At 71.6% G+C, this 18,817-nt stretch carries 13 protein-coding genes; 7 read left to right on the forward strand and 6 right to left on the reverse strand.

Translation table 11 applies throughout. The features are described 5' to 3' along the window. Window positions 1–13: 13 nt before the first annotated feature. Window positions 14–853, forward strand: coding sequence for an alpha/beta fold hydrolase (locus tag HD593_RS12500; protein WP_185102329.1), 840 nt, complete (start codon window positions 14–16; stop codon window positions 851–853). A 20-nt stretch (window positions 854–873) separates the two neighbouring features. Here the strand turns inward: HD593_RS12500 and HD593_RS12505 are convergent, their stop codons facing one another. After that, the gene (locus HD593_RS12505; RefSeq protein WP_185102330.1) at window positions 874–2,040 is read right to left on the reverse strand and encodes a TRM11 family SAM-dependent methyltransferase; all 1,167 of its coding nucleotides are present in this window, start codon (window positions 2,038–2,040) and stop codon (window positions 874–876) included. Window positions 2,041–2,266: 226 nt separating this feature from the next. On the opposite strand from HD593_RS12505, the gene HD593_RS12510 reads away from it, so the two are divergent. Beyond that, the gene (locus tag HD593_RS12510; RefSeq protein WP_185102331.1) at window positions 2,267–3,508 is read left to right on the forward strand and encodes a cytochrome P450; all 1,242 of its coding nucleotides are present in this window, start codon (window positions 2,267–2,269) and stop codon (window positions 3,506–3,508) included. A 10-nt stretch (window positions 3,509–3,518) separates the two neighbouring features. Here the strand turns inward: HD593_RS12510 and HD593_RS12515 are convergent, their stop codons facing one another. After that, window positions 3,519–5,435 (reverse strand): hypothetical protein, encoded by a 1,917-nt coding sequence (locus tag HD593_RS12515; RefSeq protein WP_185102332.1) that lies wholly within the window; start codon window positions 5,433–5,435, stop codon window positions 3,519–3,521. A gap of 438 nt (window positions 5,436–5,873) precedes the next feature. Here HD593_RS12515 and leuS point away from each other — a divergent pair, with 438 nt between their 5' ends. Then, window positions 5,874–8,354 (forward strand): leucine--tRNA ligase, encoded by a 2,481-nt coding sequence (leuS, locus tag HD593_RS12520; RefSeq protein WP_185102333.1) that lies wholly within the window; start codon window positions 5,874–5,876, stop codon window positions 8,352–8,354. On the opposite strand, the gene HD593_RS12525 is transcribed toward leuS, so the two are convergent. Both HD593_RS12525 and HD593_RS12530 read right to left on the reverse strand, forming a co-directional pair. Then, window positions 8,355–9,323, reverse strand: coding sequence for a TIGR03557 family F420-dependent LLM class oxidoreductase (locus tag HD593_RS12525; RefSeq protein ID WP_185102334.1), 969 nt, complete (start codon window positions 9,321–9,323; stop codon window positions 8,355–8,357). A 49-nt stretch (window positions 9,324–9,372) separates the two neighbouring features. Beyond that, a complete protein-coding gene (locus tag HD593_RS12530) occupies window positions 9,373–9,801 on the reverse strand; it encodes a hypothetical protein (protein ID WP_185102335.1) in 429 nt (142 codons plus the stop codon). 110 nt (window positions 9,802–9,911) lie between these two features. On the opposite strand from HD593_RS12530, the gene HD593_RS12535 reads away from it, so the two are divergent. Then, window positions 9,912–13,070 carry a S41 family peptidase gene (locus HD593_RS12535; protein WP_185102336.1) on the forward strand — a complete coding sequence of 1,053 codons (3,159 nt, stop codon included), beginning with the start codon at window positions 9,912–9,914 and terminating at the stop codon, window positions 13,068–13,070. On the opposite strand, the gene HD593_RS12540 is transcribed toward HD593_RS12535, so the two are convergent. Further along, window positions 13,051–14,154: a MalY/PatB family protein gene (locus HD593_RS12540; protein WP_312903445.1), complete on the reverse strand. Its 1,104-nt coding sequence runs from the start codon at window positions 14,152–14,154 to the stop codon at window positions 13,051–13,053. The two genes, HD593_RS12535 and HD593_RS12540, sit on opposite strands and share 20 nt — an antisense overlap. Before the next feature lie 65 nt (window positions 14,155–14,219). On the opposite strand from HD593_RS12540, the gene HD593_RS12545 reads away from it, so the two are divergent. The 3 genes from HD593_RS12545 (at window position 14,220) to HD593_RS12555 (ending at window position 17,978) form a co-directional block, all read left to right on the forward strand. Beyond that, window positions 14,220–15,062, forward strand: a complete 843-nt coding sequence (locus HD593_RS12545; RefSeq protein ID WP_185102337.1) for a nucleotidyltransferase domain-containing protein — start codon at window positions 14,220–14,222, stop codon at window positions 15,060–15,062. Between the two features lie 126 nt (window positions 15,063–15,188). Next, the gene (locus tag HD593_RS12550; RefSeq protein WP_185102338.1) at window positions 15,189–16,517 is read left to right on the forward strand and encodes a glycoside hydrolase family 43 protein; all 1,329 of its coding nucleotides are present in this window, start codon (window positions 15,189–15,191) and stop codon (window positions 16,515–16,517) included. A gap of 66 nt (window positions 16,518–16,583) precedes the next feature. Then, the gene (locus HD593_RS12555; protein WP_221524741.1) at window positions 16,584–17,978 is read left to right on the forward strand and encodes a family 43 glycosylhydrolase; all 1,395 of its coding nucleotides are present in this window, start codon (window positions 16,584–16,586) and stop codon (window positions 17,976–17,978) included. A 176-nt stretch (window positions 17,979–18,154) separates the two neighbouring features. On the opposite strand, the gene HD593_RS12560 is transcribed toward HD593_RS12555, so the two are convergent. Beyond that, window positions 18,155–18,757, reverse strand: coding sequence for a cysteine hydrolase family protein (locus HD593_RS12560; RefSeq protein ID WP_185102340.1), 603 nt, complete (start codon window positions 18,755–18,757; stop codon window positions 18,155–18,157). Window positions 18,758–18,817 lie beyond the last annotated feature (60 nt).

Genomic DNA, 18,817 nt, shown 5'->3' on the forward strand with positions numbered 1-18,817 from the left:
AGGTTTCGCAGTCATGGAGATCAGGACTATCCACGCCAATGGGGTGGAGTTCGCGTATCTATCGTTGGGGGAGGGGCCGCTGGCGCTGTGCCTGCACGGCTTCCCCGACACCGCGCACACCTGGCGGCACCTGATGCCCGCGCTGGCCGAGCGCGGCTACCGCGCGGTCGCACCCTTCCTGCGCGGCTACGCGCCCACCGAGGTCCCCGCCGACGGCGCCTACGAGGACGCCGCGCTGGTCGCCGACGTGCGCGCGCTGCACGAGGAGCTCGGCGGCGGGGACGACGCCGTCGTCATCGGGCACGACTGGGGCGCCTTCCCCGCCTACGCCACCGCCGGGCGCTTCCGCCGGGCCGTCACGCTCGCCGTGCCGCCGCCCGGCTCGCTGGCGGGTCTCTTCCTCGACTACGAGCAGCTCAAGCGCTCGTTCTACATCTTCCTGTTCCAGACCGCGCTGGCCGAGACGGCCGCCGCCAGGCCCGGCTTCATCGACAACCTGTGGCGCGACTGGTCGCCCGGGTACGACGCGAGCGAGGACCTGGAGTTCGTCCGCCGCAGCCTCGGCGATCCCGCGAACCTGAGCGCGGCCATCGGCTACTACCGCGCCATGCTCGGCACCACGCCGCCCTCCGGCCGCTACCCCGCCGTCGAGCGCGGCGTCACGGGGCCCGTGCTCTACCTGCACGGTTCGCAGGACGGGTGCCTGGGCGCCGACCTGGTCAAGGGGGCGCTGGACCACCTGCCCGAGGGGTCGCGGGCCGAGCAGGTGGCGGGTGCCGGGCACTTCCTCCACCTGGAACGGCCCGCCGAGGTCAACCGGCTCATCCTGGACTGGCTCGGCCCGGCCTCCTGATCAGCCGGGCCTGCTCAGCATCAGCGGGGCCTCAGCACGGCGATCAGCGGGTGCTGTCCCGACAGGCTCACCTCGACCACCTCCTCCACCGCGAACCCGCGGGGGATCCCGTCGTGCACCAGCGCCACGGCCAGCCCGTCCGGAGCCAGCACCCGCCGCACCTCCCGCCACAGCGGGGCCAGGCCGCGGGAGAGCAGGCCGGCGGGCGGCACCTGGCGTCCCCACGGCGGGTTCACCAGCACCCGGTCCGCGCACCCGTCACCCACCGGGATCCGCCCGCCGTCGGCCATCGCCCACGCGACCGGCACCCGAGCAGCCCCTGCGCCCGCACCACCCGCGGCCTGGGTGCCGGATGCGCCCGGCAGGCCGGTCGCCGCGGGCAGCCCGGGTGCGGCGGGCAGGCGGGGCGACTCGGGTGAGTCGAGGGCGGCGGGCAGGCCGGGTGTGGCGGGGCCGGCGTTGAGGGTGGCGGCCTTTACGGCGGCGGGGTCGTGGTCGAAGCCGAGGAAGCGCATCCCCGCCGGGTCCGCGCCCCCGCCCGCCAGTGCGCGAGCCTCGATCAGGGTGGTGCCCGCGCCGCAGCAGGGATCGACCACCGTCCCGGTGCCGCCGAGCCGGGCGAGCTGCGCCATGGCGGCGGCCACGGGCGGATGCAGCGTGCCCCGGACCGAGGCCGTCTTGTACGCCCGCCGGTGCAACGGCCGCGCCGCCACCCGTACCGCGATGACGGCCTGATCGTCCTCGATCGTGACCCGCCACGACCTCGCGCCGGCCGGCGGCCGCCGGCCGTCCCGCCTGGAGTGGTACGGCACCCGCAGCGGCCGAGCCAGCTCGGCCCCCACCGCGTCCTCGATCTCGAACCTGGTGTAGTTGCGCCGCCCCACGAACGACGCCGACACCTCCACCCCGCTGCCGGGGGCGCCCATCAGCCGGGGGTCCACCTCGCGGGCCGCCCGCGCCAGCCGGAGCAGCGCGGAGCGTGCCGGGCCGATCCCGTCCACGACGGCGGCGGCGAGCAGCACGTCGTCGGCCGTACGCAGGCCGAGCAGGTCGGCCTCCGGCCGGGCCTCGAACCACACCTCACGGTGGCGCACCCCGCGCACCACGCCCGTGTGCGAACGCCGGATCTCCATGGCCACCAGGGGCTCGATGCCACGCACGGCCCTGGCCACGGCAAAGGTATGCAACTGTCTTTCTCCCACGTCGCGACCCGGGACGGCGGTCGATCGGCCGTCCCGCATCGCCGGCGGTGGGTCGTCCGCGACCCGCCGGCGGATCGCTAACGTCGGAAGAAGAACACGGAGCTCACCCTAGGACCCGCGGCGCGTCGGGAGCCACAGGTTTTCCCGCCACGTACGTACGGTGTACGTCCAACCCATTGACGTAAGTGGCCGCTTTTCCAATGATGGCCTCATGAGCGTCCTGGACTTCGACCTGTCGGATCGTGACTTCTGGGCCAAGCCCATGAGCGAGCGAGAGGAGGCGTTCGAGCGGCTGCGCTCACTCCATACCCCGGCCTTCTTCGAGGAGATGGAGATGACGTACATGCCCAAGGGGCCGGGCTACTACGCACTGGTCAAGCACGCCGACATCCTCGAGGCCAGCCGCAACCCCGAGGTGTTCTGCTCGGGCGACGGCGGTGCGACGAACATCCCGGACATGCCCGCGGAGTTCGCCGAGTACTTCGGCTCGATGATCAACATGGACGACCCGCGGCACGCCCGCCTGCGCAGGATCGTCTCCCGCGCCTTCACGCCCAAGATGATCAAGCAGTTCGAGTCGGACGTGGAGTCTGCGGCCGTCGGCATCGTGGACGACCTGCTCGCCAAGGGGCCCGGCTGCGACTTCGTGACCGAGGTGGCCGCGCGGCTGCCCCTGAAGATCATCTGCGACATGATGGGCATCCCGGAGCGCGACTACCAATTCGTCTTCGACCGCTCCAACATCATCCTGGGCGGCTTCGACCCCGAGTACGCCGGCGACGACCTCACCCAGCTCGCCGAGCGCCTCCTCAACGCCGGCATGGAGCTGCAGCAGCTCGTCCAGGACCTGGCCGCCCACCGCGCCGACAACCCCACCAACGACCTCACCTCCTCGCTGGTCAACGCGAACATCGACGGCGAGCGGCTGACCATGCAGGAGCTCGGCTCGTTCTTCATCCTGCTCGTCGTGGCGGGCAACGAGACCACGCGCAACGCCATCTCGTACGGCATGCGCCTGCTCACCAAGAACCCGGACCAGCGCGCCCTCTGGCTGGAGGACGTCGACGGCCGCGCTCCCGGGGCCGTCGAGGAGATCGTCCGGCTCGCCTCCCCGGTGAACTTCATGCGCCGCAAGGCCACCAGGGACTTCGAGATGAACGGCCACCTCTACCGCAAGGGGCAGAAGGTCGTGCTGTTCTACTGGGCGGCCAACAGGGACGAGAGCGTGTTCCCCGACCCGCTGCGCTTCGACATCACCCGCCACCCCAACCCGCACGTCGGTTACGGCGGCCCGGGCCCGCACTTCTGCCTCGGGGCTCACCTGGCCCGGCGGGAGATCACGGTGATGTTCCGCGAGCTGCTGCGGCGCGTCCCGGGGATCGAGGCCGGCAGTCCCGACCGGCTGCACTCCAGCTTCATCAACGGGATCAAGCACATGGAGTGCACCTTCTAGGCGCGCCCCGCTACTGGGTGGTCAGGCGGATCTGGTTCATCACCGTGCGGATGTCGGGCAGGAGCTGCTTGCTCTCCGACGGGATCGAGATGTAGACGATGGCCGGGACCTCGGCTCCGGTGTTCACGGCCATCGTCACGATCGTGGCCTTCTCGGTCTCCGACGTCAGCGAGTACGCGATCAGCCGCCCCGTCTGGTCGCCCACCTTGATCGGCTGCTGGGCGATCTTGCGGACCTTGTTGCCGTCGGGGAAGAAGCTGCGCCGCGCGCTCAGCACGACCTGCTTGATCACCGGCTCCAGGTTGTCCGCCTCGTAGTAGGAGGACAACCGCTGCGCCAGCGGGCCCGACATGACGGTCGCGTACCGCTCGGGGGCCACCTGCACGTACTGGCGGGTGTTGAAGCCGTACGTGCCCTTCACCGTGGCGCGCTCGTCGAGCTGCCAGGTGCCGCCCAGGCGCGGGACCGAGATCCCGGCGTCGGCGTCGGGCACCCGGCCGATGATCGGCGAGGCCTTGCCGGTGTACTTCGGCAGCGGCCCGATCGTGGTCGAGGACTTGGTGGCGCTCGCCTTGGGCGCGGCCGACTCGGACTGCTGGGCGGCGAGGCTCGCGCTGGACGGCGCGTCGTCGCCCGCCAGCGGGCCCCACAGGAACGCCCACAGCAGCGCGGCCACCAGCGCGACCGCCACCGAGCCGCCGAGCGCGTAGATCCAGATGGGCTTGCCCGATTCGTCGTCCTCCAGGACGTCCTGGTCGCCCATGGCCTGGTAGTTGTCGCCGAAGACGGTGTTCCAGAGCTCCTGCTGGCGCTCGGGCGGCGGGGTGCGGGAGCCGCTGATCTGGCCGGCCGTGACGAACCTGTTCTCCGGGTCGGACGGGTCGCGGCTCAGGTTGGAGCCCGGGCGGCCGGGCTGGTCGTCGGCGGGCGGCTGGCCCGGGGGCAAGCCAGGGGGCGTGCCCTGAGGCGCGCCCTGGGGGGCATCGGTGCGGGGAGCTGAATCCATGGGCGTGGCGGGGACCGCGTGTTCGTTCAGGAGGTTCTGGGTGTGCTGGGCGTAGGTGACCGTACGCTCGTCCGCCGGGTGTGCGGCGGGCGGCGGGTTGCCGGCGTTGTTGTAGACCGTGGTGCGCTCGGCCGCCTGCTCGGCGGGCGCCGGACGGTCGGCCGGCGGCCACGGGGCGGGGCTGGACAGGTTGGACCACGCGTCAGGGGACGGCACGGGCGGCTGCGCCCACGCGGGAACGGGGTCGGCGGGCTGCCCGGGTCCCGGTGCGCCCGGCGCCTGCCCGGAAGGGGGCGCGGCGGAAGGGGGCGGGGCGCCCTTCGACGACACCTCGGGCCAGGCGGCGGGCCCCGCCGTGCTCTGCGGGGGCGGCCCGTCCTGCCAGGCGGCGCGCACGTCGGGCGAGGAGGCGTTCTCCGGCCACGAGGTCCGGACGTCGGGCGACGACGCGTTCTCCGGCCACGGGTTCCGCACGTCGGGTGAGGAGGCGTTCTCGGACCACGACGTGCGGACGTCGGGTGAGGAGGCGTTCTCGGGCCAGGGCGTGCGGACGTCCGGCGAGGAGGTGTTGTCCGGCCAGGACGCGGGCACGGGCCGGCCCGGCTCCTGCCGGGGCGGCTCGGGCCAGGAGGCGCCGGGCGGCGGTCCGGCGGGAGCCTGGGGACCGGGACCGGGACCGGGGCCGGGGCGGGAGGTGCCGGGCGGTTCGGGCCAGGATGGGTCCTTGCGCGGCGGCTCCGGCCAGGACGGCTCGGGGTGGGCCGGGCGCGGGGTCTCCGGCCAGGAGGTGGGGACCTCGGCGGCGGTCGCGCTGGGCCAGGAGGTGGGAACCTCGGAGGGGACGTCGTTCCGGGCGGCCTCGTGGCGTGGCGCCTCCGGCCAGGAGGATGGCAGGTGAGGTCCGGAATTCTCCGTTGCCATTGCTGCCGGCCCTCCCGAGTGTGTGTCCGGATGTCCCGTTATATCCGGATTTGGCGTCTGACGCATGATCTCATGGGATTTTCCAGGAGATTCAGGTGGTTCCGCAGCGAAACGAGGGAAGCCATGTGGATCGGTGGGCGGATCCTGCATCGGCAGGTCACCCTCCGGTCGATCAGGCTCAGCTGGGTATACCACGGCGACAAGGCTATTCTTCTGGGACGAATGAGGTCACAACGGATACATCACCATCAGGTCTCGCCAGACCCGAAGGGTCCATTGTGCATGCGGACCACGATCGAGTGCCTGCATTCAGCCGAAGAGGTGCGCTAGGCTTGACACATGCGTTCCGCGACCCTGCTTCTTAGCGGGCCGCGACGGCCCTAGAAGATCTTCGCCGTCGCGGCTCCACCCCTCGTTGTGTGCACGAGGGGTTTTCTTATGGGTCCGAATCAAGCCAGAAGGACAGTAGCCGTGAGTGAGTACGATCCGCAGGCGCTGCAGGCCAAGTGGCAGCAGCGATGGGAGGAGCAGGAGACCTACCGGGCCAGTGAGGACCCGGCGGACCCCCGCGAGCGCCGCTACATGCTCGACATGTTCCCCTACCCTTCCGGCGACCTGCACATGGGCCACGGTGAGGTGTTCGCCCTGGGCGACGTCATCGCGCGCTACTGGATGCAGAAGGGTTACAACGTCCTGCACCCGATCGGCTGGGACTCCTTCGGCCTGCCCGCGGAGAACGCGGCGATCAAGCGCAACGCGCACCCGGCCGAGTGGACCTACGCCAACATCGAGACGCAGGCCACCTCGTTCCGGCGCTACGGCATCTCCTTCGACTGGTCGCGCCGCCTGCACACCAGCGACCCCGACTACTTCCGCTGGAACCAGTGGCTGTTCAACCGCTTCTTCGAGCGCGGCCTGGCCTACCGCAAGGGCGGCCTGGTCAACTGGTGCCCCAACGACCAGACGGTGCTGGCCAACGAGCAGGTCGTGGCCGGCAAGTGCGAGCGCTGCGGCGCCGACGTCATCCGCCGCGAGCTGACGCAGTGGTACTTCAAGATCACTGACTACGCGCAGCGCCTGCTGGACGACATGCAGCAGCTGACCGGCTGGCCCGAGCGGCTGCTGACCATGCAGCGCAACTGGATCGGCCGCTCCGAGGGCGCCGACGTGCTGTTCGAGATCGAGGGCCGCGAGGAGCCGGTCCACGTCTACACCACGCGCCCCGACACGCTGTTCGGCGCCACGTTCTTCGTCGTCGCCGCCGACGCCGCGCTGGCCGAGGAGATCGTCACCGACGAGCAGCGGTCGGCGTTCGAGGCCTACCGCGCCGAGGTCGCCAAGCTGAGCGACATCGAGCGGCTGGCCACCGACAAGGAGAAGACCGGCGTCTTCCTGGGCCGCTACGCGATCAACCCGGTCAACGGCGAGCGCATCCCGGTCTGGGCGGCCGACTACGTGCTGTCCGACTACGGCCACGGCGCCATCATGGCGGTGCCCGCGCACGACCAGCGCGACCTGGACTTCGCGCGCAAGTTCGACCTGCCGGTGAAGGTCGTCGTGCACACCGGCCTGGCCGACCCGGGCGAGACCGGCGAGGCCACGCCCGGCGAGGGCACGCTGGTCAACTCCGGCCCGCTGGACGGCCTGAACAAGGCCGAGGCCATCGCCAAGATCATCGAGATCCTGGAGACGCAGGGCAGGGGCGCCGGCGCGGTCAACTTCCGGCTGCGCGACTGGCTGCTGTCCCGCCAGCGCTACTGGGGCACGCCGATCCCGATCATCCACTGCCCCGACTGCGGCGAGGTGCCCGTCCCCGACGACCAGCTGCCGGTCACGCTGCCCGACCTGCGCGGCGAGGCGCTGGCGCCCAAGGGCGTGTCGCCGCTGGCCAGCGCCACCGACTGGGTCAACGTCGAGTGCCCGAAGTGCTCCGGCCCCGCCAAGCGCGACACCGACACGATGGACACCTTCGTCGACTCGTCGTGGTACTTCCTGCGTTACTGCTCGCCGGGCTACACCGACGGCCCGTTCGACCCCGAGCAGGTCCGCAAGTGGGGCCCGATCGACCAGTACGTCGGCGGCATCGAGCACGCGGTGCTGCACCTGCTGTACTCGCGCTTCTTCACCAAGGTCCTGCACGACATGGGCATGGTGGACTTCACCGAGCCGTTCCTGCGCATGCTGAACCAGGGCCAGGTGATCAACGGCGGCAAGGCCATGTCGAAGTCCCTGGGCAACGGCGTGGACCTGGGCCGGCAGATCGACGACTTCGGCGTCGACGCCGTCCGCCTGACCATGGTGTTCGCCGGCCCGCCCGAGGACGACATCGACTGGGCCGACGTCTCTCCCGCCGCCTCGCAGAAGTTCCTGGCCCGCGCGCTGCGCGTGATGTCCGAGGTGACCAGCGAGCCGGGCACCGCGTACGAGGGCGGCGACGTCGAGCTGCGCAAGGTGACGCACCACACGATCGACGAGGCCACCAAGCTGGTCGAGTCCCAGCGCTTCAACGTGGCGGTGGCGCGCATGATGGAGCTGACCTCCGCCGCGCGCAAGGCCATCGACTCGGGCCCCGGCGCCGCCGACCCGGCGGTGCGCGAGGCCGCCGAGACGCTGGCGGTGCTGCTGTCGCTGGTGGCGCCGTACACCGCCGAGGAGGGCTGGGAGCGGCTGGGCCGTACCGGGTCCGTCGCGTTCGCCGGCTGGCCGGTGGCCGACCCCGCGCTGCTGGTGCAGGAGTCGGTCACGTGCGTGGTGCAGGTGGCGGGCAAGGTGCGCGACCGCCTGGAGGTCTCGCCCGACATCAGCGAGGACGAGCTGCGCGCGCTGGCGCTGGCCTCGGAGAAGATCGCCCCCTACGTGCAGGGCATGCCCCGCAAGGTGATCGTCAGGGCGCCGAAGCTGGTCAACATCGTCCCCTGATCACAGGGAGCGCAGGGCCGGCAGCAGCTCCTTCTCCGCCCAGTCGAAGAACGGCTGCTGCTGGTCGTGCCCGATCTGGACGAGCGCCACGTGCGTGTACCCGGCGTCGGCGAACTTCTTGACGCCCTGCACGACGGCGTCCACGTCGCTGCCGCACGGCACGCTCTGCGCCACGTCGTCGGGGCGCACCGTGCCGGCCGCGGCGGCGAAGTTCACCGGCCCGGGCAGCTCGGCCATGACCTTCCAGCCGCCGACGCTCGACCAGCGCCACAGCTCGTGCGCGCGCTGCTTGGCGGCCTCGGCGTCGGTGTCGTAGGCGAGGGCGAGCTGGCCGTAGACCGGCTTGCCGTCGCCGCCCGCGGCGTTGAACTGCTGCACCACCTCGGGCATCGGGTCGTTGATGACCAGCACGTCGCCGTACTCCGCGGCCAGCTCGGCCGACTGGCCGCCCGAGGCGGCGATGCCGATGGGGACGGGCCGCTCGGGCAGGTCGTACAGCTTGGCCGAGTCCACGTCGAAGAACTCGCCCTGGTGGGTGACGTACTCGCCGCTGAAGAGCTTCCTGATGATCTGGACGGCCTCGGCGAACATGCGGTGCCTGGTGTCCACGGGCGGCCAGCCCTCGCCGATGACGTGCTCGTTGAGGTTCTCGCCCGCGCCCAGGCCGAGGGTGAACCTGCCCTGGCTCAGCACGCCCATGGTGGCCGCCTTCTGCGCCACCACCGCCGGGTGGTAACGCATGATGGGACAGGTCACGTACGTCATCAGCGGCAACTGCTCGGTGACCTGGGCCGCGGCGCCGAGCACCGACCAGCAGTAGGGCGAGTGCCCCATCTCCTCGACCCACGGGAAGTAGTGGTCGGAGATGACGGCGTAGTCGAAGCCGATCCGTTCGGCGGCGGCGGCGTAGTCGACCAGCTCGCGGGCCGGAGTCTGTTCGGACATCAAGGTGTAGCCGATTTGTACCATGCGCCCCGGCTACCCGACTTTGTCCAGCTTAGCTGCCAAGGAGCGGAGATCAATGTTGGCGGCGGTCGCGCAGCTCCTCGACGACCAGGCCGAGCCCGATGCCCAGCAGCCAGACGTCCTTCACGACGCCGATGCCCTGCTGCGTCGGCCGCACGCTGCCCTCGTGGTGCATGCCAGGCGTGCGCAGGTACAGGCCGATCAGTCCCGCCGCGAAGCCCGTCAGCGCGGCCCCGGCCAGCAGCGACGGCACGAACGGCGCCAGCAGGGCGGCGCCGAGCGCGACCTCGCTCCTGGCCAGCAGCCGGGTGAAGAGCTCCGGGTCCATGCGGCGCAGGAAGGGGTAGGCGCCCGCCGCCATGCCGTGCGTGGAGGCGGCCCGCTGCTCGTCGGCGTCGACCAGGTCCACGCCGGAGTTGAGGATGACGGCGGCGGCGGCCAGGCGGGGCGGGAGCTGGTGCGCGCGAGCGAAGATCTTCATGCTTCCTCATTCCGAAATCGGGCTTACGCCCTCCTTCCCCCACATAACGGACCGTCCACTGACAGAGGAAATCTTGAGCCGCCCTTGGTGCCGCGGTTTAGTGTTCAGGGGTGGCATATGGCGCATACCTGAGATACCCGCACCTGCACGGTGACCTGGTCACCTTCGTCGCCGACGACGACGTCTGGCTCGCTCCGCTGACCGGCGGCAGAGCCTGGCGGTTCACCGCCGACCGCGTGGCCGTGTCGCATCCGCGGTTCTCGCCCGACGGCGGCCGGATCGCGTGGACCAGCACGAAGGAGGGCGCTCCCGAGGCGTTCACGGCCGAGCTCGACGGGCCGGAAGGCGAACGGCTGACCCACTGGGGCGACCACACCACCTCCGTACGCGGGTGGACCGCCGGCGGCGACGTGCTCGCGATCACCGCCGCCGGGCAGGCGTCCGACAACCGGCGCTGGGCCCACGCGGTGCCGCTCGACGGCGGGCCGGCCACGCGCCTGCCGTACGGATGGGTCGGCGAGGCGGCCGTCAGCGAGGAGAAGGTCGCCACCGTGTCGGTGGTGTGGCGCGAGCCGTCGCAGTGGAAGCGGTACCGCGGCGGCACGGCGGCCAAGATCTGGGTGGACGCCGAGGGGAACGGCGAGTTCGCCCGGCTGTTCGCCGACAGCACGGCGCAGTACTGGTCGGTGAGCTGGGTCGGAGACCGGATCGTGTTCCTGTCCGACGCCGGCGGCACCGGGAACGTCTACTCCGCCCTGCCCGACGGGTCCGACCTGCGCAGGCACAGCTCGCACGAGGAGTTCTACGCCCGCCACGCCACCAGCGACGGGCAGCGGGTGATCTACAGCCACGCCGGGGACCTGTGGCTGATGGAGAGCCTGGACGCCGAGCCGTACCGGCTGGACGTGCGGCTCGGCGGGCCGCGGCCGGGGCGGGCCAGGCGGCCCGCGCCGCTGCGGGCGGGCGCGTTCTCGCCGGACGCCACCGGGCGGGCCAGCGCGGTGGAGATCAGGGGCACCGCGCACTGGGTGACCCACCGCGATGGGCCCGCCGGCGTGCTGCGGGCCGAGCCCGGCGTGCGCGTACGCCTGCCGCGGGTGCTCGACGCCGACGGCAGGGCCGTGTGGGTCTCGGACGCCGGAGGCGAGGACGGGCTGGAGATCGGCACCCCCGGCGGCGAGGTCAGGACCCTGGCCTCCGGGCGGCTCGGGCGGGTGCTGGAGCTGGCCGCCGCGCCCGACGGCAAGCACGTGGCCGTGGCCACGCACGACGGGCGGCTGCTGGTCATCGACCTCGAGACCGACAACGTTCGGGAGCTGGACAGCACCGACGAGGGCGACGTGAGCGGGCTGGCGTTCTCGCCCGACTCCACGTGGCTGGCCTGGGAGCACCCGCACCACAGGCGGCTGACGCAGATCAGGATGGGCCGGGTGGACGGCACGTCGGTGATCGAGGTGACGCCGCCGAGGTTCGTGGACTACGACCCGGCGTTCACCAAGGACGGCAAGCACCTGGCGTTCCTGTCGGTGCGCACGTTCGACCCCGTGTACGACGCGCACGTCTTCGACCTGTCGTTCCCGCACGGGTGCAAGCCGTACATCGTGCCGCTGAAGGCCGCCACGCCGTCGCCGTTCGACCCCTCGCTGCAGGGGCGCGGGTTCAACGGCGAGGACGACAAGCCGTCCAAGGACGACAAGAAGGACGACGCGCCGCCGCGTACCGAGGTCGACCCCGACGGGCTGGCCGCCCGCGTGGTGCCCGTGCCGGTGCCCGCCGGAAGCTACGGCAACCTGCGTACGGCCAAGGACGCGCTGCTCTGGCTGCGGCACCCGCTCAGCGGCGTGCTCGGCGACGGCAGCGAGCAGAGCTCCGAGACCGTGCTGGAGCGCTACGACCTCAAGAAGCGCGCCAAGGCCGAGCTGGGCAAGGAGATCCGCGCGTTCGAGGTCAGCGGCGACGGCTCCAGGCTCGTCACCAACGGCAAGAACGGCCTGCAGACCCGCGCCGCGAGCGAGGGAGACGAGGTCGTCGCCATCGAGCTCGACCGGATCACCGTCCAGATCGACCCGGTCGCCGAGTGGCGGCAGGGCTTCCGCGAGGCCGGCCGCCTCATGCGCGACCACTTCTGGCGCGAGGACATGAACGGCGTCGACTGGCAGGCCGTGCTCGACCGCTACGAGCCGCTGGTCGCGCGGATCGGCGCCCACTCGGAGCTGATCGACCTGCTCTGGGAGACGCAGGGCGAGCTGGGCACCTCCCACGCCTACGCCGTGCCCAACGGCTCCGGCGTCGACCCCAGGCGCCGCCAGGGGCTGCTCGGCGCCGACCTGGCCAGGGACGGCGACGGGGTCTGGCGGGTCGAGCGCATCCTGCCCGGCGAGTCGTCCGACCACGCCGCCCGCTCGCCGCTGCTCGCGCCCGGCGTCGCGGTCCGCCCCGGTGACGCCATCCTCGCCGTCGGCGGCCGCCCGGTCGATCCCGTACGCGGGCCGCTCCCGCTGCTGGCCGGCACCGCGAACCAGCCCATCGAGCTGACCGTGCGGCACTCCTCAGGCGGCGACGTGCGCCGGGTCGTGGTCAGCCCGATCGCCGACGAGACGCAGCTGCGCTACCACGACTGGGTGGAGGACCGCCGGGCCTACGTCAGGCAGGCGTCGGAGGGCAGGCTGGGATACCTGCACGTGCCCGACATGGTGGCCTCCGGCTGGGCGCAGTTCCACCGCGACCTGCGTACCGAGATGGCCTATGACGGGCTGGTCGTGGACGTGCGGGAGAACAGCGGCGGGCACCTGTCGGAGCTGGTGCTGGAGAAGCTGTCGCGCAAGGTCACCGGCTGGGCGCGGGCCCGCTGGTACCAGCCGATGCGCTACCCCGACGACTCGCCGCGCGGGCCGGTGGTGACGGTCACGGACGAGTTCGCGGGCTCCGACGGCGACATCGTGAGCGCGGGCATCAAGGCCCGCGGGATCGGGCCGCTGGTGGGCACGCGGACGTGGGGCGGGGTGATCGGGATCGACTCGCGCTACTCGCTCGTGGACGGCACCCGCGTCACGCAGCCCCGGTACTCGTTCTGGCTCGACGGGCCGGGGTGGGGGGTGGAGAACCACGGCGTCGATCCCGACATCGAGGTGGTGATCACGCCGCAGGACCGGGTGGCGGGCCGCGACCCGCAGCTCGACAAGGCCATCGAGCTCGCGCTGGCCGCGCTGGACGAGCAGCCGGCCGCCACGCCCCCCGATCTGCCGCCGCTCAACCAGCCAGCCGGCTGAGGATCTCCGCGAGGATGGCCTCGGTGGTGGCGAAGTTGAGCCGTACGCAGCTCTCACCGCCGGGGCCGAACGCCGCGCCGTCGTTCAGCCGTACCCTCGCCTCGCGCTCGAACACCTCCGCCATGCCCGGCCTGCCCACGTCCAGCCAGGCCAGGTACGTCGCCTCCGGGACCCGGTAGCCGAACGTGGCGGGCAGGCGGGAGGCGATGGTGCGCCGGTTGCGGTCGAGCAGCGCCACGGTGTCCGCCAGCCAGGCGTCCCCGTGCCGCCAGGCCGCCACGGTCGCCTCGACGCCGAACACGCTGGGGGAGCCGTACACGAAGGGCGGCTGCGCCTCCAGGGCCTCGCGCGCGCCCTCGTGGCCGAAGTGGGCCACCGAGCAGCGGATGCCGCCCAGGTTGAACGCCTTCGTGGCCGAGGTCAGCGTGACCGTGCGATCCGGGAGGATCGTGGCGAAGGGGATGTGCCGGTGCGGCTCGTACACCAGGTCGGCGTGGATCTCGTCCGCGATGACCAGCAGGTCCTGCCGCTCGGCGTGCTCGGCCAGCTCGGTCAGCTCCCGTTCGGTGAACGCGCGGCCGGTCGGGTTGTGCGGGTTCACCAGCAGGAGCACCCGGCAGCCCGACAGGTCGGGCACCTCGAAGCGCCACGTGTCGCCGTCCGGCTCCATCCGGATGGGGCGCAGCGGGCGGTTCATGACGTTCAGCGTGTCCAGGAACGGGTGGTACGCCGGGACGTGCACCGCCACCCCGTCGCCGGGCTTCGTCCAGAGCTGGAGGAGCACCTGGAGCGCCTGGTTGAGGTCGTTGAACGGGCGGACCAGCCCGGGGTCGGCCTGCCAGCCGAACCTGCCCGCCATGCGCTCGGCGAACGCCTCGGCCAGCGGGCCCGCGTTCTGCTCCAGCAGCCACACCGGGTAGCCCAGGTCGCCGTCGGCCCGGCGGCGCAGGACCTCGGCGACCGCGGGCGCGGTGGGCAGGTCCATGTCGGCCACCCAGGCCGGGATCACCCCCGGCTCGACCGCCGCCCACTTGAGCCCATCATGCGTGGATTTAAGGGTTAAAGGGGTATATGCGTCATTCACTCGGCCATTCTAGGATTCTTGATTGTGATGAGGCGGTGGCGCGGAGTATGGCAGGCTGGGCGGCCATGACGCCCCACCCGAAGATCGACGCGATCGTCGAGACGTACCTCAGCCTGGCCGACGCGGAGGCTCCGGGGCTGGTGGAGGGGCTCTACCTGGAAGGCTCCGCGGCGCTCGGCGACTACCGGCCCGGCACCAGCGACGTCGACTTCGTCGCGGTGACGTCGCAGCCGCCGCCGCCCAGGGTGCTGGAACGCATCCACACCATGCTCGGCGCCCACCCCTTCGACGGCGTCTACCTCACCTGGGACGACCTCGGCCGCGACCCCGCCGAGCTGGGCGAACGCCCGCAGGCGCACGCCGGGCGGCTCAACCGCCGGGGCTCGGTCAACCCCGTCACCTGGCACACGCTGGCCCGCCACGGGCTGACCTGCCGCGGCCCCGAGCCGGAGGACCTGAAGATCTGGAACGATCCCGACGCCCTGGCCGCCTGGACCGATCGCAACCTCGACCTCTACTGGCGCCGCCTGGTGACCCGCGCCTCGCGCCTGCTCACCCCGTGGGGGCTGATCTGCCTCGGCGGGTACGGCGCCGTGTGGCTCGTCACCGGCGTCGCCCGGCTGCACTACACGCTCGCCACCGGCGAGCTCACCTCCAAGTCCGGGGCGGCACGGTACGCGCGCGAGGCCTTCCCCGAGCGCTGGCACCGCGTGGTGGACGAGGCGCTGCGGCTGCGCGAGGAGGAGAGCGCGCTGCCGTCGGCCGGGAGCCTGATCGCCGGGCTCGGCGACCACTTCGGCACGCCGCGGCGCTCGTTGTACGGCTCCCCGTTCGAGCGCAGGCGGGACGTGCTCGGCTTCGCGGACCAGGCGATCTCGGCGGGGCACGCGCTTTACGCCGGGCGCTGATATCGACGGCGCTGATACTGACGGCGCTGATATTGACGGCGCTTGGCTGCTGGGGTACGAATGCGCTCACTGCCGCCCGTCACGGCGCGGTGAAATGTTAACGCTAACATAGCGGAGGGCCGCTGGATGCGTACACGTTTCGTCGGGTTATGCCTGGTGCTGCTGGCCACCGTCCTGATGCCGGTGACGGCCGCGCACGCCGCCGGGCCCGCGCCGCACTACCTGATGACGGCGTTCACCAACGCCAGCGAGTCCAACATGTACGTCTACGACTCCTTCAACGCCGGCACCTACCACCTCATCAGGGCCAACGCCTACAGGCCGCCGTCCGGGCTGATCCGCGACCCCAGCGTGATGCGGCACACGGACGGCCACTACTACCTCGTCTACACCACCAACTGGACCGGCGACACCATCGGCTTCGCCCGCAGCGCCGACACCGTGAGCTGGACGTTCCTGCGCAACGTGACCGTCGGCCTGAACGGCGCCACCGGAAGCACCTGGGCGCCCGAATGGTTCAAGGACTCCGACGGCAGCGTGCACGTGATCTACTCCGCGTCCACGACGGGCACCGCAGGGCAGTTCAGGCCGTACCGGATCACCGCCACCGACAGCACGCTGTCCGCGTGGAGCGCCCCGGTCGCGCTGGGCATCCCGGCCAACTACATCGACAGCTTCGTGGTCAAGACCGGCTCGACGTACCACAACTTCCTCAAGAACGAGACGACCAAGTACATCGAGCACGCCACCGCCACCGCTCTCACCGGGCCTTGGACGTTCACCGGCACGGGGAACTGGGCCGGCTGGGGCTCCGGCCTGGAGGGCCCCGCGCTGACCCGGCTGCCGGACGGCCGCTGGCGGCTCTACTTCGACAACTACACCGGCGGGCGCTACTACTACACCGACAGCGCCGACCTGTCGTCGTTCGGGGCCAAGACCGAGCTGCCCGGCCTGTCCGGGACGGCCAGGCACTTCACCGTGCTGCGCGAGGACGCCGGCGACCCGACCGCCGTGCCCACCGGCAACCGCTCGCTGCGCTCGGCCAACTTCCCCGACCGGTACGTACGCCACCGAGGCGGCCTGGCCTACCTCGACCCGCTGTCGTCCGCCAGCCCGCTCGCCGACCGGCAGTCCGGCACGTTCACCGTCACGGCCGGGCTGGCGCACTCCGGCTGCTACTCGTTCCAGTCCGCCACCCAGCCCGGCTACTACCTGCGGCACTACAACCTGCGGCTGGCGCTGCAGCGTGACGACGGCTCGGCCCTGTTCAAGGGCGACGCCACGTTCTGCGGGCGGGCCGGTCTGGCGGGCGGCGGAACTCTGTCGTTCGAGTCGTACAACCTGCCCGGGCGGTACCTGCGGCACTACAACTACGAGCTGCGGCTGGACCTGCGGGCGTCCGGCTCGGTGTTCGCCGCCGACGCCTCCTACACGGTCACGTCCCCCCTCTCGTAAAGGACAGCCATGCGCCCCTTCCACCGCGGGAGAGCGGTCCTCCTCGTTCTGGCTACGCTGCTCACCGTGACCGCCAATCTCCTGTCGCCCGGTGCCGCCCACGCCTCGCCGGCGGTGCAGTACACCAACCCGCTGGCCGCCCAGCGCGCCGACCCGCACATCTTCCGCCACACCGACGGCTACTACTACTTCACCGCCACCGTCCCCGAGTACGACCGGATCGTGCTGCGCCGCGCCACCACCATCCAGGGCCTGGCCAGCGCGCCGGAGAGCGTCATCTGGCGCAGGCACACCAGCGGCGAGATGGGCGCGCACATCTGGGCACCGGAGATCCACTTCATCAACGGCAAGTGGTACGTGTACTTCGCCGCCGGCCGCGCCGACGACGTCTGGCGCATCCGCATGTACGTCCTGGAGAACGCCGCCGCCAACCCCCTGACCGGCACCTGGACCGAACGCGGCCGCATCGCCACCCCCTGGGACACCTTCTCCCTCGACGCCACCACCTTCGTCGCCGGAGGCGTGCGCTACCTGCTCTGGGCCCAGCAGGAGCCCGGGATCGCGACGAACTCCAACCTGTACATCGCCCGGATGGGCGCGAACCCGTGGACGATCACCGGCCCCACCACCCGCCTGACCGTGCCGGCCCTGGCCTGGGAGACACGCGGGTACAAGGTCGCCGAAGGGCCGTCGGTGCTGCAACGCAACGGGCGGCTCTTCCTGACGTACTCGGCCAGTGCCACGGACGCCAACTACTGCCTCGGCCTTCTCACCGCCTCCGCCACCGCCGACCCCCTCCAGGCCTCGTCCTGGACCAAGAGCCAGAACCCCGTCTTCGCCAGCAACACCGCGACCAGCCAGTACGGGCCAGGACACAACTCCTTCACGATCTCGGAGGACGGGCAGAGCGACCTCCTCGTTTACCACGATCGCTCCTACCGGGACATCTCCGGCGACCCGCTGAACGACCCGAACCGGCGCACGCGCGTCCAGAAGGTGTACTGGCGCGCGGACGGCACTCCCGACTTCGGCATCCCGGTCGCCGACGGGGTCACGCCGGTGCGCCTGATGTCGTACGACACCCCGGGGGCGGCGGTGCGGCACTGGAACTACCGGGCCCGGGTCGAATCCAACGTGACGCCGTTGGCGGACTCGCAGTTCCGGCTCGTGGGCGGGCTGTCGGGGAGTGGGGCGGTGTCGCTGGAGTCGGTGAACTTCCCCGGGTACTACCTGCGGCATCGTAACCACGAGGCCTGGGTGGAGCGGCGGGACGGGTCCGCGTTGTTCGCCGCGGACGCCAGCTTCGTGCGGCGGGGTGGGCTTGCCGGGGCCGGGACCGTGTCGTTGGAGTCGGTGAACTTTCCTGGGTACTACCTGCGGCATCGGGCGGGGGAGGTGTGGGTGGAGCGGGATGACGGGTCGAGCGCGTTCCGGGGGAGCGCGAGCTTCGTCCTGGAGTGACCTGCCGGGCGGGGAGATCGGCCTGACGCGGCCGGGCGGGGCGGTGCGGCCAGGGTGGTCGGCCTGACGCGGCCGGGCGGGCGGCACGGCCGGAGTGGTCGGGCATGAGCGTGGAGTCGGCACGAGCGACGCGGTCAGGCGGGCGCGAGCGGTGCGGTCGGAGGCGAGTGGCTCGGTCAGGCGGGCAGGTCGGTTACCCGGATGGCGATGAGGCCGAACACGTCGCCGATCGTGGTCAGTGCGGCGGCGTGCAGGACGTCCGCGGGGATCGGCGTGCCGTCCGGGCCCGCCAGCGGGCGGGTCGCGCACGCCTCCGCCACGACCGTCGGGCGGTAGCCGAGGTTGAACGCGCCCTGCGCGGTGAACTGCACGCACATGTGCGTCATGAACCCCGCCAGCACCAGATCCGGCCCGGCCTCCAGGCGGCGCAGCGTCTCCAGCAGGTCCGTCTCGTGGAAGGAGTTCGGGAAGCCCTTGACGACCACCGGCTCGCCGTCCCGAGGGGCGACGCGCGGGTCGACCCGGCCGATCTCGGCACGGATGTCGTACGGAGTGCCTTCACCGCCGTCGTGCACGACGTGCACCACCGGCGTTCCCGCGGCGCGAGCGCGCTCCAGGAGGCGGGCGGCGGCGTTCAGGGCGCGGTCGGCGTCGGGGAGGGCCATGACGCCGGTGCGGTAGGTGTTCTGGAAGTCGATCAGGATCAGCGTGCTGGTGGACAGCGACGGCAGAGCGGCGTTCAGGCCGTTCACTTCACGCAGGGTGGTCGAAACGGTCATCTCGTTCTCCTATGGAGTAGTACGGAAACTGGACATGGCTGATCACCGGCCGCAGAGCCA

Origin of the sequence: Nonomuraea rubra (assembly GCF_014207985.1) — a bacterium.
GTDB classification, from domain to species: Bacteria; Actinomycetota; Actinomycetes; order Streptosporangiales; family Streptosporangiaceae; genus Nonomuraea; species Nonomuraea rubra.

Excerpts from the sequence above, each read along its gene's own strand:
- HD593_RS12560 (WP_185102340.1), bottom strand. The coding sequence starts at position 18,757 with ATGACCGTTTCGACCACCCTGCGTGAAGTGAACGGCCTGAACGCCGCT.
- HD593_RS12550 (WP_185102338.1), top strand. The coding sequence starts at position 15,189 with ATGCGTACACGTTTCGTCGGGTTATGCCTGGTGCTGCTGGCCACCGTC.
- HD593_RS12510 (WP_185102331.1), top strand. The coding sequence starts at position 2,267 with ATGAGCGTCCTGGACTTCGACCTGTCGGATCGTGACTTCTGGGCCAAG.
- leuS (WP_185102333.1), top strand. The coding sequence starts at position 5,874 with ATGGGTCCGAATCAAGCCAGAAGGACAGTAGCCGTGAGTGAGTACGAT.
- HD593_RS12530 (WP_185102335.1), bottom strand. The coding sequence starts at position 9,801 with ATGAAGATCTTCGCTCGCGCGCACCAGCTCCCGCCCCGCCTGGCCGCC.
- HD593_RS12545 (WP_185102337.1), top strand. The coding sequence starts at position 14,220 with ATGACGCCCCACCCGAAGATCGACGCGATCGTCGAGACGTACCTCAGC.
- HD593_RS12500 (WP_185102329.1), top strand. The coding sequence starts at position 14 with ATGGAGATCAGGACTATCCACGCCAATGGGGTGGAGTTCGCGTATCTA.
- HD593_RS12515 (WP_185102332.1), bottom strand. The coding sequence starts at position 5,435 with ATGGCAACGGAGAATTCCGGACCTCACCTGCCATCCTCCTGGCCGGAG.
- HD593_RS12525 (WP_185102334.1), bottom strand. The coding sequence starts at position 9,323 with ATGGTACAAATCGGCTACACCTTGATGTCCGAACAGACTCCGGCCCGC.